Origin of the sequence: Gordonia rhizosphera NBRC 16068 (assembly GCF_000298195.1) — a bacterium.
GTDB lineage: Bacteria > Actinomycetota > Actinomycetes > Mycobacteriales > Mycobacteriaceae > Gordonia > Gordonia rhizosphera.
The window spans coordinates 49,828-63,710 of the sequence record NZ_BAHC01000233.1; the positions used below are offsets into that span (position 1 = coordinate 49,828).

The 13,883-nt window shown below is 68.1% G+C and carries 12 protein-coding genes, 1 tRNA gene and 1 other RNA gene; 7 read left to right on the forward strand and 7 right to left on the reverse strand.

The features are described from left to right. Window positions 1-33 precede the first annotated feature (33 nt). From GORHZ_RS27525 to ffs, 4 genes are all read right to left on the reverse strand, one after another. Window positions 34-1,542: an acyl-CoA synthetase gene (locus tag GORHZ_RS27525; protein ID WP_006339071.1), complete on the reverse strand. Its 1,509-nt coding sequence runs from the start codon at window positions 1,540-1,542 to the stop codon at window positions 34-36. A 98-nt stretch (window positions 1,543-1,640) separates the two neighbouring features. Continuing rightward, on the reverse strand, window positions 1,641-2,906 hold the full coding sequence (locus tag GORHZ_RS27530; protein ID WP_006339073.1) for a glycosyltransferase 87 family protein: 1,266 nt from the start codon (window positions 2,904-2,906) through the stop codon (window positions 1,641-1,643). A gap of 35 nt (window positions 2,907-2,941) precedes the next feature. Further along, window positions 2,942-4,219, reverse strand: coding sequence for an aspartate aminotransferase type Ic (locus GORHZ_RS27535; RefSeq protein WP_006339075.1), 1,278 nt, complete (start codon window positions 4,217-4,219; stop codon window positions 2,942-2,944). Between the two features lie 65 nt (window positions 4,220-4,284). Beyond that, window positions 4,285-4,379, reverse strand: an RNA gene (gene ffs, locus GORHZ_RS30450) — signal recognition particle sRNA small type. 106 nt (window positions 4,380-4,485) lie between these two features. Between ffs and GORHZ_RS27540 the strand changes: the two genes are divergently transcribed. The 3 genes from GORHZ_RS27540 (at window position 4,486) to GORHZ_RS27550 (ending at window position 5,618) form a co-directional block, all read left to right on the forward strand. Next, a tRNA-Ser gene (locus GORHZ_RS27540) sits at window positions 4,486-4,571 on the forward strand. A 114-nt stretch (window positions 4,572-4,685) separates the two neighbouring features. Beyond that, on the forward strand, window positions 4,686-5,177 hold the full coding sequence (locus GORHZ_RS27545) for a Rieske (2Fe-2S) protein (RefSeq protein ID WP_006339076.1): 492 nt from the start codon (window positions 4,686-4,688) through the stop codon (window positions 5,175-5,177). 174 nt (window positions 5,178-5,351) lie between these two features. Continuing rightward, entirely contained in the window at window positions 5,352-5,618 is a 267-nt protein-coding gene (locus GORHZ_RS27550) for a hypothetical protein (protein ID WP_006339078.1), read from the forward strand. A gap of 54 nt (window positions 5,619-5,672) precedes the next feature. Here GORHZ_RS27550 and GORHZ_RS27555 read toward each other — a convergent pair whose 3' ends face one another. Continuing rightward, a complete protein-coding gene (locus GORHZ_RS27555) occupies window positions 5,673-6,479 on the reverse strand; it encodes a hypothetical protein (protein ID WP_157205380.1) in 807 nt (268 codons plus the stop codon). 170 nt (window positions 6,480-6,649) lie between these two features. On the opposite strand from GORHZ_RS27555, the gene GORHZ_RS27560 reads away from it, so the two are divergent. From GORHZ_RS27560 to GORHZ_RS27575, 4 genes are all read left to right on the forward strand, one after another. Further along, window positions 6,650-7,402, forward strand: coding sequence for a response regulator transcription factor (locus tag GORHZ_RS27560; protein ID WP_006339082.1), 753 nt, complete (start codon window positions 6,650-6,652; stop codon window positions 7,400-7,402). Continuing rightward, the gene (locus GORHZ_RS27565) at window positions 7,399-8,733 is read left to right on the forward strand and encodes a sensor histidine kinase (protein ID WP_245551534.1); all 1,335 of its coding nucleotides are present in this window, start codon (window positions 7,399-7,401) and stop codon (window positions 8,731-8,733) included. The genes GORHZ_RS27560 and GORHZ_RS27565 overlap by 4 nt, the downstream gene beginning before the upstream one ends. A gap of 95 nt (window positions 8,734-8,828) precedes the next feature. After that, entirely contained in the window at window positions 8,829-10,364 is a 1,536-nt protein-coding gene (locus tag GORHZ_RS27570) for a sulfatase family protein (RefSeq protein WP_157205381.1), read from the forward strand. A gap of 63 nt (window positions 10,365-10,427) precedes the next feature. Further along, window positions 10,428-11,819: an acyl-CoA synthetase gene (locus tag GORHZ_RS27575; RefSeq protein WP_006339088.1), complete on the forward strand. Its 1,392-nt coding sequence runs from the start codon at window positions 10,428-10,430 to the stop codon at window positions 11,817-11,819. Between the two features lie 59 nt (window positions 11,820-11,878). On the opposite strand, the gene GORHZ_RS27580 is transcribed toward GORHZ_RS27575, so the two are convergent. Then, entirely contained in the window at window positions 11,879-12,811 is a 933-nt protein-coding gene (locus GORHZ_RS27580; RefSeq protein ID WP_006339090.1) for a hydroxymethylglutaryl-CoA lyase, read from the reverse strand. 23 nt (window positions 12,812-12,834) lie between these two features. Beyond that, window positions 12,835-13,883: acyl-CoA dehydrogenase family protein (locus GORHZ_RS27585; RefSeq protein WP_006339091.1), on the reverse strand; the 1,049-nt coding region annotated here is incomplete at its 5' end.

Below are 13,883 nucleotides of genomic sequence, written 5' to 3' on the forward strand. Positions count from 1 at the left end.
CCTCCCCAACGCCGTCCGCGGGTGTGGATGACCTCAGCCGAAGTCGTTGCGCAGCTGGAATTTGAGCACCTTGCCCGACGGGTTGCGCGGCAGTGCATCGACGAACTCCAGCCGCAGTGGCAGCTTGTAGGCCGCGAGCTGATCGGCAGCGAACTCCCGCAACTCCTCGAGGGTCACCTTCTCGTCGGGGGCGAGCGCGACCACTGCGGTGACCGCCTCACCCCACTTCTCGTCGGGGAGCCCGACGATGGCGACCTCGGCGACCGCCGAGTGGCTGTAGAGCACGCTCTCGACCTCGGCCGGGTAGACGTTCTCGCCGCCGGTGATCACCATGTCCTTGACCCGGTCGACGACGAAGATGTACCCGTCCTCGTCCTCACGCCCTATGTCGCCGGTGTGGAACCAGCCGTCGTCGTCGATGGCGGACGCGGTCGCGTCCGGATTGCGCCAGTACCCGACCATCACCTGCGGCCCTCGCACGCAGATCTCGCCCGGCTCCCCCACCGGCACGACAGTGTTGGAGGCATCGACGAGGCGTACATCCGACAGCGGCAGTACCTTGTTGCCGGCAGCGCCGATCTTGCGTTCCGACTCGTCGAGCCCCATCACCAGTGCCAGCGGCGCGGTCTCGGTGAGACCGTATCCCTGCGCGAACTTCAGGCCGCGCTCGGCGTAGCGACGCATCAGCGGCTCCGGCACGGGTGCACCACCGCACACCAGATAACGCAGGCTCGACAGGTCCGCGGTGTCGAACTCGGGGACCTGGCTCATGAACAGGAACATCGCGGGGACGCCGAACATCGTCGTCACCCGATGGCTCGCGATGTCGGCGAGCGCCTGCTGCGGGTCGAAGGCATGAGCCAAGACGACGTGGCCGCCCTTCTGCAGGGTGATCAGCGTCGTCACGTTGAGGCCACCGATATGGAACAGCGGCGCCGCGGTGTAGGTCACGTCGTCGGTCACCGTGTCGAAGCTGAGCAGGGCGTTGACGTTGTTCCAGAACAGGTTGCCGTGGGAGAGCACCGCACCCTTCGGCCGGCCGGTGGTCCCGGAGGTGTACATGATCACCGCGGGTTCGGACGACGCCGGATGATACGGCTCGCGGAGCGGCTCATGCTGCATGATCAGGTCCTCGGCCGTTTCCCAGCCGGGTGCGGTGGTGACCGCGACCCGACGTCGCACGGGCAGGTCGGTGTCGATGGAGTCGACCCGTTCGGCGAGGTCGGTGTCCGCGAACAGCGTGTGCACGCCGGCGTCGCCGAGGATGTAGGCGAGTTCGGGGCCGGTCAGCCGGAAGTTCAGCGGTACGAAGGTCGCGCCGGCACGCGCGGTGGCGAACATGGCGGTCAGGAACATCGGATGGTTGAGCCCGAGATAGCCGACCCGATCGCCCGGGCTGATCCCGCCCGCGGCCAGGGCCGCGGCCATCCGGTCGACGCGGTCGGAGAACTCGGCGTACGTCTGGGTCCGCCCTTCATACGTGATCGCCGGCCGGTCGGGTCCTATCGCGCTGCGTCGCGCGATCCACGATCCGAGATCCATCTCCGGTGCATCCACTCGTGACATGCAACAGCCCCTTCCGCCATCGGTGGCGCCCAGGGTAGACGCGCGACACTGCCGGGTGTCGCGAGTTCGAGAAGTCAGATCTGTCCGGCGCGGACGGGGTGGTGTTCGCGCGCCCGGAGCACGACGATGGTCGCGAGAACCGTCCCCAGGAACACGAAGTTGTAGGGGTAGTAGGTGAACCACTTCAGCCACACGATGCCGTTCTTGAAGAACAGCCCGATCAGGTAGGCGTCCGGGACGGTCTTGTTGACGAACCAGATGGGATGCGCCAGATAGGTGCGCCACGAGAATGCGACGAGGATCAGCGCCGACAGTCCGAGGGCGACTGCGGCGTACTCGATCGACGCGCGACCCGGCGTGAGCAGCAAATGCACCGCGATCACCACCAGCGGAACCATCCACACCCAGTGATGTCCCCACGACATCGGCGACACCGCGCACGACGTCATCCCGACGATGCTGATCGACAGCAGTTCCTGGCCGTGACGGTGCGCGAGTACCGCCGCGTACATGCCCAGCGCCAGCGCGGCGAGCGCCAGCACCAGCCACAACAGCGTGTTCGGATTGTCGGTGCGCATCAGGTTCGCGAGCAGACCGCGGATCGACTGGTTGCCCACCGTCTGCGGTGCGCCGACCCGGTCGGAGTCGAACAGCTTGGCGGTCCAGTACGACCACGACTCGCTCGGCAGCACGGCGAAGCCGATGACGACGGTGCCCGCGAACCCGGCGAGCACCCCGATCATCGTCCGCCACTGCCGCAGCAACGCCAGATAGAGCACGAAGATCAGGGGCGTGAGCTTGATACCGGCGGCGATCCCGGTACCGACTCCGCGGAGTCGACTGCCATCTGGGCGCGTGAGGTCGGCGACGATGAGCAGCAGCAGGAACACGTTGATCTGGCCGTACCAGATGGTCGTCCGCACCGGCTCGAGCAGGATCACCACCGCGACCAGTGACATCGCGATCACCCGGAGCGGCCATGACGCGCAACGACCCAGCGACTTGAAGCCGAGCATGATCACCAGATACAACGCGACGAAGATCCCGAGGGTCCAGATGATGCGGGCCACGTCGAAGGACACCCAGGTGAACGGCGCGAACAGGATGGCCGAAATCGGCGCGTAGGTGTAGTCCATCTGACCGAGCAGCTTCGCGTCGTACAGGCTCCCACCGTCGATCACGGTCTGCGCACCGGCCCGGTAGACATCGAGGTCGAGCTGGTTGTCGAACAGACCCCAGAACGGCGTCGTGAACGGGACCACGACGTTCTGCAGCCAGATCGCGACGAGTCCGACGATGACGAATCCGACCGCGACCAGGGCTGGCCGGCCGGGTTTCACGCTCGCAACCCTGCCACGGTCGCTACTCCTGAGGATCAAGAATCGCGGGACGCGAGCAGGCTCTCCGACGCCGCCAACAGCACGCAGGTGGCGACTCCGTCCATGGCGACGCGGAGGTCCTCGATCGACGGGAGGGTCGGCGCCAATCGAATGTTGCGGTCGAACGGGTCCTCCCGGTAGGGGAATGCCGAACCGGCGGTGGTCAGCGCGATACCCGCCTCCTTCGCCAGTTCGATGACCCGGCGGGCGGTGCCGTCAATGACGTCGAGGCTGACGAAGTAGCCGCCTTCAGGGTGCGACCACGCGGCCACCTTGGACGCGGCGAGTCGGTCGTCGAGGATGTCGAGGACGAGTTTGAACTTCGGGGCCAGGATCTCGCGGTGACGAGCCATGTGGGCGCGCACACCGTCCGCGTCGCCGAAGAACATGGCGTGCCGCAGCTGGTTCACCTTGTCCGGGCCGATGGTCTTGAACGAGAGGTGCTTGGTGAACCAGTCGACGTTCTCCTTCGACGATCCGAAGAACGCGACGCCGGCACCGGCGAAGGTGATCTTCGACGTCGAGCCGAGGACATAGACCCGGTTCGGGTTGCCGGCCTCTGCGGCCATGTCCAGCACCGGCAGCGGCGGCGGCGGGGCGTCGACCAGGGTGTGCACGGCGTAGGCGTTGTCCCAGATGATGCGGAAGTCGTCGGCGGCGGGCATCGAGAGCAGTCCGCGGGTGACCTCTTCGGTGAAGGTGACACCCGTCGGGTTGGAGTAGGTGGGCACGGCCCACATGCCCTTGATGCTCGGGTCGTTGGCCGTCAGCGCCGCGCAGGCGTCGACGTCGGGGCCGTTGGGCAGCATCGGCACCGTGATCATCTCGATGCCGTAGGTCTCGGTGATCGCGAAATGACGGTCGTAGCCCGGCGACGGACACAGGAACTTGATCGGTTCGCTACTCCAGGGCTTCGCCGAGTCGGGGTTGCCCGACAGCAATGAGAACACCACGAGGTCGTGCATCACCTCGAGACTGGCGTTGCCGAGCGCGAGCAGATTCTTCGGGTCGACAGCGAGCAGCTCGCCGAAGATCTCCCGCAGCTCGGGCAGACCAGTCTGACCGCCGTAGTTTCGGCAGTCGGTACCGGCGGCGTCGCGGTACTTGTCGCCCGGCAGCGAGAGCAGTTCGTTGGAGAGGTCGAGCTGCTCGGGCGCGGGCTTGCCCCGCGTCAGGTCGAGTTTCAGACCGGCCGCGCACAGCACGTCGTAGAGCTTCTGCAGTTCGGAGCCGGTTTCGCGGAGCTGGTCGGCACTCATCGAGTGATAGTTCAACGCGGGACCTCTCGCAGCATGTCCGTCGCAGGGAGACGGTGACGCTCTCGCGGGTGATGGTGTGGATTAGGGGACCCCGCGCACCCGAGAGAGCCCGTTGACCCTTGCTGCCTTCCGGCCCTGGGGGAGTTCACAGGATGCACGCCGCGCGGGATCCGTCGTCAAGTGTAGCGGTGTCCCTCCACGTCCTGACAAATCCGCTCGTCGTCGGGCTTTCCGCCGCCGTTTTGGGTCCGAGGGCCTCGGCCAGCTATCATGCCCAGGTTGGAGGATTCGCCTAGTGGCCTATGGCGCTCGCCTGGAACGCGGGTTGGGTTAACAGCCCTCGGGGGTTCGAATCCCCCATCCTCCGCAGAAGAGATCCGCAGCTGTTCTTACCGTTCACCGGCGAGAACGCTGCGGATTTCTCGTTTGCTGGCACGATTGAGACGGATCAGTCAGTCGTCACCCTTACCCCGGGAGAGCCATGACCACACAGTCCCACCCCTCTGCCACCTCCTCCTCGGCAACCACCCCTGACGGCGAACCCGCCGGCGGCATCAACCGCCGACGTGTGCTCGGCGGCGCGGCGGTCGCCGTCGCCGGGGCCGCAGCGCTCGCGGCCTGCGGTTCGGACGACAACTCGTCGTCGTCAGAAGGCACCACGGACGCGTCGATGACCAACACGGCCTCCGGTGCGCTCACCGACACGGCGTCGGTGCCGGTCGGCGGTGGCGTCATCATCGAGGCCGAGAAGGTCGTCGTCACCCAGCCGACCGCCGGGAACTTCAAGGCGTTCTCCGCGATCTGCACCCACAAGGGATGCACGGTCAGCGACGTCACGGACGGGGAGATCATCTGCCCGTGCCACGGCAGCAAGTTCTCGGTGACCGACGGGTCCGTCATCAACGGACCGGCGACCAAGCCGCTGCCCGAGGAGCAGATCATGGTTCACGACGGTCAGGTCATGCCGGCCTGACCCGCAGCTCTCACGAAAACCTCACCGACGCACGGTATCCGCAGGTCGGAATTGCCGAGCGTGAGAGGTCCGTGAGGCCATCGCCAGAACCGTTGTCTCCCGCCGCTTACCAGCGGACCGTTGGTGTCACCAGCGCGAATCGCGTTGGGACACCAACGAAAAGGAGATCTCGACATGGCTCGCTTCCGTTCCACCAACCTGCGCCGCACCCTCGCGGGGGTGGCCGCCGCCGGAGTGATGGCAACGCTCCCGTTGATGGCCGGTGCGGGTACCGCGTCCGCGGTCGATCCCGGCCCCGGCATCGGCAAACCCGGCCCCGGCATCATCGACTGGGGTTGCCCCGGACCCCCGCACCGCAAGCTCCACCACGACCCTGGGCCCGGAATCGGCAAGCCGGGACCGGGCATCCACGACTGGGGTTGCCCGGGACCGTTGCACTGAGCGGCTGCTGCGCTCGGCTGCCCCAGCGCACCGACGCTCAGGGGCCGCCGGGTGTCAGCATCGTTCGGTGCGTTGACAGAAGCGCGTCAGAATCGGGCGTTCACGCTCCGGCAGCGGTCGACGCGCCGTGGCCTGGGCGTTGTTCGTCCGAGGATCGTCGGCCTGCGGTGTCGGCGGGGTTGGCTGGACGGAGGCCGACGAGGCGCCCGCGGTCGATGCGGCTGCCCGGGCCGCGGCGGCATCGAGGTCGGCTTGACGTCGGACGCAGGGACCGATCGCGCCGCGCCCGGCCGACCACGCCTCGGTCTCGGCGTTCACCAGCCGCGGGTAGAGCGTCCGGTCCGGTTGACTCATCGCATTGGCCGCCCGGGCAGCCTGTGCAGCGACGTCGGCCCCCGCCGCACGGTCGACTTCGGGCTCGGCACGGGCGTCGCCGGCGCGCACGATCTGCTCGTTGTAGCTCGGTCCGCTCGGATCGGTGCTGCCCGCATCTCGGCCGAACACATATCCGACGATGACATCGACCGGTTCGCCGGAGGTCTCGACCCGCGCCACCACGACCAGCGCGCCGACATGCGTCACCCGGTGCAGCGCCTCGGCCAAGGCCGAGTCACCGTCGTCGTCGTCGCAAGCGGCGGCACCGATCCCGGCGAACCGCACCGACACCGGGCGCGCCAGCCCCGCGTCGACGGCGACGTCGGCGGTCCCGACGGCCGAGACCTCCCCCACCAGCGCCGGCCCGGCGGGCACCACCAACGATGTCTCCGGCGCGGTGTACTGCTCGTCGGACCCGCAGCCCGCGACGAAGACACCGAGCACAGCGACGACCGCCACCACCCCCAGTCGTGAGTGCCCCCTCATGGATTCACACGGTAGCGATGCGGAGTCCGTGCCGACCAGGCGAACCCTCACCGCGCCCCGGACTCTCACCGATCTCTCATGACATGACCCGATCAGCCGACGTAGCGTGGAACGCCACACGGCCCGACACAGCGGCCACCCCGCACCGCGTCCCGCACACCGGAGGTCCGATGTTCGCCGAGACCGACGCACACCACGACACCCCACCGCCCCGGCCCGAACCGCGTGCCCGCGTCCTGATCGTCGACGACGACGAAGCGGTGCGGATCTCGCTCGAGCGTGGCCTGCGCCTGTTCGGATTCGACGTCGAGGTCGCCACCGGTGGTGTCCACGCACTCGAGGTCTTCGACGACGATCGGATCGAGGCGGTCGTGCTGGACATGACGATGCCGGATCGATCCGGGATGAGCGTCATCAGCGAGCTGCGTGATCGCGGCAGCACCGTCCCGATCTGCGTCCTCAGTGCGCGCAGTTCTCCCGAGTCCCGGATCGCCGGCCTCGAGGCCGGCGCCGACGACTATCTGGTCAAACCGTTCGTTCTCGCCGAGCTCACCGCGCGACTGGGCGCGCTGCTGCGCCGGCGACGCGGCGAACCGCTCGGACAACGCCTTCGCCCGCGCGACATCGTCGTCGACACGCTGCGCATCGATCTGCCGGCACGCCGCGCGTTTCGCGGCGACACCGAAATCACGCTCACCCGACGCGAGTTCGACTTGCTGGCCACCTTCGCCGAGAACCCGGATCGGGTGCTCAGCCGCGCCGAACTGCTGGAAACGGTGTGGGGATACAACTTCGCCACCGACACGAATGTCGCCGATGTCTTCGTCGGCTATCTCCGTCGCAAGACCGAGATCGGCGATGCTCCGCGCGTCATCCACACGGTCCGCGGTATCGGGTACATCCTGCGGGCACCGACGCCGTGAGCGATTCGGGAGTCACCCGACGACGACGCCCGGTCTCGTTACGTACCCGTGTGGCCCTCGCGACCGCGATCGGCGCGTTGATCATCGTCGGCACCCTCGGTGCGTTCCTGTCGTTGGCCATCGAACGCAACAACCTCAACCAACTCGATCGGCAGTTGCTGACCGCATCGCGGTTGGTCAGCCTCAACCTCGACGTGATCGAGGACAATCTGGGCCGATTCGGGGACGTGGGGGCCTTCGGAGCCACCATCCGCCGCGACGGCACGCTCGTCGCGAGCACCCCGACGGAGGTTCCCGAGGAACCCGTCGGATACCGCACGATCACCCTCGACGAGGGTGAGTACCGCATGCTTGTCGCGTCGGCCGGGCCCCCGGACGGCGCGGACAGTGTCACGATCTCGGTGGCCGCACCGACATCGACGACCCGAACGGTGACCCGGACCCAGCAGCGACGCGTCTGGCTGACCGGGCTGGTCGCCATCGCGGCCGCGAGCGTGCTCGGCTGGCTGTTCGGCGGACGCGCGGTGCGGCCGCTGGCCCGGTTGACCGGGCAGGTCGGAGCCACGCCGCCGGAGATCGACGATTCGCCGACCGGCGCACGGGAATCGGATGAGCTCAAGCATGCGATCCGGGGAATGCTCGACCGGATCAGCGAGGCGCAGCGCGAGACGACCGCCGCGTTGGAGACCGCCCGCGGGTTCGCCGCATCGGCGGCGCATGAGCTGCGCACTCCCCTGACGGTGATGCGCACCGACCTCGAGGTCCTGGGCTCCGGTCGTCTGGGCACGGACGAACGTGGCGAGGTGCTGCAGGATCTGCTGCGTTCCCAGGTCCGCGTCGAGAACACCCTGCAGGCTCTGGAGAACCTGGCGGCCGGTGACCTGCACCGCGGCCCGGGGGAACCGCTCGATGTCCTCGACGTCGCCGACGAGGCGGCCGCCGACGCCGCGCGCCGCCACCCCGAGGTCTCCGTCGAGGTGGTCGGCGACCAACAAGTCCCCATGGTCGGCTGGGCGTCGGGTATCCGTCTGGCCCTCGACAACGCGATCGCGAATGCCGCCAAACACGGCCAGGCGCACCGGATCACGATCGCGGCGCGCCGAAGCGCCGACACGGTGACGGTCACCGTCGACGACGACGGGGTCGGCGTCGACCCGGCCGAGCGTGTTCAAGTGTTCGAGCGTTTCGCGCGCGGCTCGTCGGCCCACCGCCCGGGTTCGGGGCTGGGTCTCGCACTGGTGGCGCAGACCGCCGAACTGCACGGCGGACGAGCCTACTTCACCGACAGTCCGCTGGGCGGCGCACGATTGGTGATCGAGTTCGGCGCCTGAACCTCCTCGTCACGGACTCTCATCAAAACCACACTGTGCCCCGCATCTCGGTGCCGATAGCCTCATACAAAGAACACACCGACCCGGGGAGAGCCGTGACCGGAGAACCGCACGTTGCCGTCCGTCCCCGTCGAGCGACCATTGTCGCACTGATCGTCGCCGTTTTCCTCTCCGTCGCAGCGGTTCTCACCTCCGGTGTGGCGCGCGCCGAACCGCCGCGCCCCAACATCGTGGTGATCCTCGCCGACGATCTCGACTCTCGAACCACGGATGTCTGGCAAGCGATGCCGCGTACCGCCCGACTGCTCCGCGGTCGCGGTATGGAGTTCACGAACAGCTTCGCGCCGATGCCGATCTGCTGCGCGGCGCGGTCGTCGTTGTTGACCGGCAAGTATGGGCACAACACCGGTGTGCTGACCAACGCCGGCCCCGTCGGTGGATTCGATTCCTTCGTGCGCAACGGCAACGAACGCTCGACGATCGCGACCTATCTGCAGGGTGCCGGATATCGGACCGGGATGGCCGGCAAATACCTGAACGGACTCGAGAACTCGCCCGCGCACATCCCGCCCGGTTGGGACGACTGGAACGCCGGTGTGACGCTCAGCCTGTACACCGGCTACGGCTACACGCTGAACGAGAACGGCCGGATGGTCCCGTACGGCATCCGGCCCGACGACTACGAGACCGACGTGGTCGCCCGGAAGTCCGTCGACTTCATCCGCGCCTCGGCGCACAGCGGGAAGCCGTTCTTCTGGTACGCGGCGTCCACGGCCCCACATTTCCCGCTGCCCGCCGCGCCGCGTCATCTCGCGAGCAGCCCGTGGACGCCCGCGCATCACCTGCCGAACTTCCAGGAGGCCGACGTCTCGGACAAGCCGTCATGGCTGATCGACACCGCGGGTGTGCGCGCCGCGACCATCGCGGCCACCAACGATCTCGACAACACCAACCGCCTCGGGTCCTTGAAGGCGCTCGACGAGATGGTCGAAGCAATCGTCGGCGAATTGAGCCGCACCGGACAGCTCGACAACACGTACCTGGTCTTCACCTCCGACAACGGGTATTCGCTGGGCGCCCACCGATTGACCCAGAAGATGGTTCCCTACGAGGAGTCGATCCGGATTCCGCTGGTGATCACAGGGCCCGGGGTGCGGCCGGCCCGGACGTCGTCGATGGCCACCACGATCGACCTGATGCCGACGATCCTGACCTGGGCGGGTATCCCCATCCCGAACGCGGTCGACGGACAGTCGCTCACCCCGGTCCTCGCCGGCGGCGGCCCGGTGCGGCGCGACTTCCTCGCCGAGTACGGCGGCGCGGGCGCCCTCGGACTTGACGGGATCTTCCAGGAGCCGATACCTGGACGCAGAACGGCGGGGATCTACGCCGTGGACGTGCCCTCCTATGTCGCGGTCCGCAGCGACCGCTACCTCTACGTCCGCTGGTACGAGCGGGAGCGCCCTCTCGCCGAGCGGGAGTACGAGCTGTACGACCTGCGCTCCGATCCGTGGCAGCTGACCAATCTGATCAAGACCCCAGCCGGTCGCGAGCGGTACGCCGTCGTCGTCGCGCAACTCGACCACAGGCTCGCGCAGCTGGATGGATGTTCGGGCGATGGGTGCCGGTGAGCGGCCCGATGCTCGGCGGGACCTTCCTGGCCCGACGCCGACCGAAGGTGCGAGAGTGATGGGGTGCTGTTCCCGACGCTGACACCGAACGCGCCCGATCTGCCCGACGCCGTCGTCTTCGGCGACGACCACCTGTCGCGGGAGGATCTCGTCGGCGCCGCCACCGCAGTCGCCGAGCGGATCGCCGGGGCCAAGACCCTCGCCGTGCTCGCCAACCCCACCGTCGACACGGCGCTCGCCGTCGTCGGCTGCCTCATCGCCGGCGTCACGGCGGTACCGGTGCCGCCCGACTCCGGGGCCCGCGAACTCGAACACATCCTCACCGATTCGGGCGCCCAGGCGTGGTTGGGTGCGTGTCCCGATGCCGCCACACTTCCGGTGATCCCGGTGCGGCGCTATGCCCGGTCGTGGCATCGGCATCCGGAACCTGCAGGGTCGTCGACCGCGTTGGTGCTCTACACGTCGGGCACCACCGGCCTGCCCAAAGGTGTGCCGGTCACACGGGATGCCATCGCCGCGGGACTCGATGCGCTCGCCGACGCCTGGCAATGGACCGCCGACGACACGCTCGCGCACGGACTCCCGCTGTTCCACGTCCACGGCCTGATCCTCGGCATGCTCGGGCCGCTACGCCGCGGTGGGCGACTGATCCACACGCTGCGGCCGACACCGGAAAACTACGCGAACGCGATGGACCTGGGCGCGACGATGTTCTTCGGGGTCCCGACGGTGTGGCACCGAGTCGCGGCGGATCAGGCTGCGGCGCGGACATTGTCGCCGGCCCGGCTGCTGGTGTCCGGCAGCGCGCCGCTGCCGGTCCCGGTGTTCTCCCAGATCCGCGACCTCACCGGCCACGAGATCGTCGAGCGGTATGGCATGACGGAGACGATGATCACCGTGAGCACCCGTGCCGACGGTGAGCGCCGACCGGGTTGGGTCGGTTTGCCACTGCGCGGTGTCGAAACCCGGCTTCGCGATGGAGATTCCGACCTCCCGCATGACGGCGAGAGCGTCGGCGACCTGCACGTCCGTGGTCCGATGATGGCCGCAGGTTATCTGAACCAGCCAGAGAAGACCGCCGAATCATGGCTTCCCGATGGGTTTTTCGCCACCGGGGATGTGGCGGTCATCGGCCCCGACGGCATGCACCGCATCGTCGGGCGCCGCGCCACCGACTTGATCAAGTCGGGCGGTTTCCGCATCGGTGCCGGTGAGATCGAGACCGTGCTACTGGGTCACCCGGCCGTCGACGAGGTCGCCGTGATCGGGGTCCCCGACGACGACCTCGGGCAGCGGATCGTCGCCTACGTTGTGGGCCAACCTGTTCCGGACGCCGAACTGATCGACCTGGTCACCACCGAACTCTCGCATCACAAGCGGCCTCGCGAGATCCGCTACGTGGACGCGCTGCCCCGCAACGCTATGGGGAAGGTGCAGAAGAAGTTGTTGGACTGACCGGCTCGATCCCTTCGGACCCCGCCGCCCGGCACCAGTGAGGCTTTCAGGGCGCGCGCTCAGCCGGCCGTCACCGGACTCGGGAAACCCCCGGCATGCAGTACCGACGACGGGAGCTTGCGTCCGAACACGTCCTCGAGCCACTGGCCCGCCTCCTGCAACGACGACGGGTCCAGCCCGTGCGCAATGCCGCTGCGGTCGAGCGCGTAGACGAGGTCCTCGGTGGCGATGTTTCCGGTCGCATTCGGCGCGAACGGGCACCCACCGATACCGCCGAGGCTCGCATCGAGCACCGTCACCCCCGACTCGACCGCGGCCAGCGCGTTCCCGATCCCACAGCTACGGGTGTCGTGGAAGTGCGCTCGTAGCGGCATGCCCGACGGCACCAGCTCAGCCGCGACGGCGAAGCGATCTCGGACATCACGCGGCACCGCCACACCGATGGTGTCCGCGAGGGACAGTTCGGTGGGCGGCTCCTCGAGCACCCGTTCGAGGATCGACCGCAGACGATCCACCGGCACCTCGCCCTCGAACGGACACCCGAACGCGACCGCGATGGTCAGGTTGGCGGTGACTCCCGCGTCGCGTGCCGAGCGGGCGATCCGTCGCCAGATCTGCACGCCACCGTCGACGTCGGTGCCCTGGTTGCGTCCGCTGAACGTGTCGGTGCAGTGCACTACCGCGTTGATCTCGCCCACTCCCGCGGCGATGGCACGGTCGAGTCCGCGTTCGTTGAGCACCAGCGCCGAATAGGTGATCCCGTCGTCGGTGGGCAGCAGCCCGACGAGATCCTCCGCGTCGGCCATGGCGGGTACCTTCTTGGGGTGCACGAAGCTCGTCACCTCGACGTTGCGTGCACCGAAACGAACTGCGCGCTGCACCAATTCGAGTTTCTGGCCGGTGGACAGCTCGACCTTCTCGTTCTGCAGACCGTCACGCGGAGCCACCTCGACGATGGTGACGTACGGCTGGGTCGGGTCGGTCGTGCTCATGAGGTCACCCTATCGAACAACGCTCAGGCGCTGGCCCGGACCAAAAGGTCGACACATCCGGAGACGACCGCTTGGTCGCGCAGTTCGGCCGGGGTTCCGCCGATCGCCGCCGTCGCCCGGGCCCGCCGGAAGTACAGGTGGGCGTCGTGCTCCCAGGTGAATCCGATACCGCCGGACACCTGGATGAACGCGTTGGAGGCCGCGACGAAGCCGTCCGCGGCCTCCGCACGGGCCAGGAGGGTCAGCTGCCGGGCCGCGACGTCATCGCCGTCGTCGAGGGCGTCCGCGGCCGCCGCAACCAGTGCCCGTGCCGACGCCGCGTCGATCGCGGTGTCCGAGCACCGATGCGCGATGGCCTGATAGGTGCCGATGACCTTGCCGAACTGCTCACGCATCGTGGCGTAGGAGACCATCCCGGCCAGGCACCCCTCGGCGCCACCGACCTGCTCGGCCGCCAGGAGCAGCGCCTCGAAGGTGCGGAACCGATCCAGTGCGGCGACATCACCGTCCTGGCCGAGTAGCACCGCCGGCACCTCGGTCAGCACCACATCCGCCAGCGGCGTCGCGAAGTCGACCGTCGGCACCGGAATCCGTTCGACCCGCGTCGGCCGCACCGCCGGCGCGATCAACGCCAGCGCCGGACCGTCGACGGATTCCACGACGCCGACGACGAGATCCGCCACCGTACCGTGGGTGACCGCGACCAACCGGCCGGTCACGCGTCCGTCACTGAACTCGGCGAGCGCGCCGTTGCTGTTGGTGGCCACCCCCGCGATGGCAGCACCAACCAGGAAATCCTGGACCACCGAACGTAATTGGCTCGGTACGTCGTCGGGGATGATCCCGTCCAGCGCAGCCGCCAGCAATACCGATGCCCGCGCCGGCCCTGGATACAACGCGGCACCGCACTCCTCTGCGGCAGCCACGGCGTACGGGGCCGGCAGACCCATTCCACCCCAGAGCTCCGGCGCGGCGATGCCGATCAGCCCGATCTGCCGGGCGAGCACACTCCACCGGTCCCGATCGAAACCGGCTCCGGCCGAGCGGTTTTCGTCGTCGCGATTGCGGCGCA

Coding starts and splice junctions, on each gene's coding strand:
- GORHZ_RS27550 (WP_006339078.1), top strand. CDS start 5,352: ATGGCTCGCTTCCGTTCCACCAACCTGCGCCGCACCCTCGCGGGGGTG.
- GORHZ_RS27555 (WP_157205380.1), bottom strand. CDS start 6,479: ATGAGGGGGCACTCACGACTGGGGGTGGTGGCGGTCGTCGCTGTGCTC.
- GORHZ_RS27525 (WP_006339071.1), bottom strand. CDS start 1,542: ATGGATCTCGGATCGTGGATCGCGCGACGCAGCGCGATAGGACCCGAC.
- GORHZ_RS27560 (WP_006339082.1), top strand. CDS start 6,650: ATGTTCGCCGAGACCGACGCACACCACGACACCCCACCGCCCCGGCCC.
- GORHZ_RS27545 (WP_006339076.1), top strand. CDS start 4,686: ATGACCACACAGTCCCACCCCTCTGCCACCTCCTCCTCGGCAACCACC.
- GORHZ_RS27580 (WP_006339090.1), bottom strand. CDS start 12,811: ATGAGCACGACCGACCCGACCCAGCCGTACGTCACCATCGTCGAGGTG.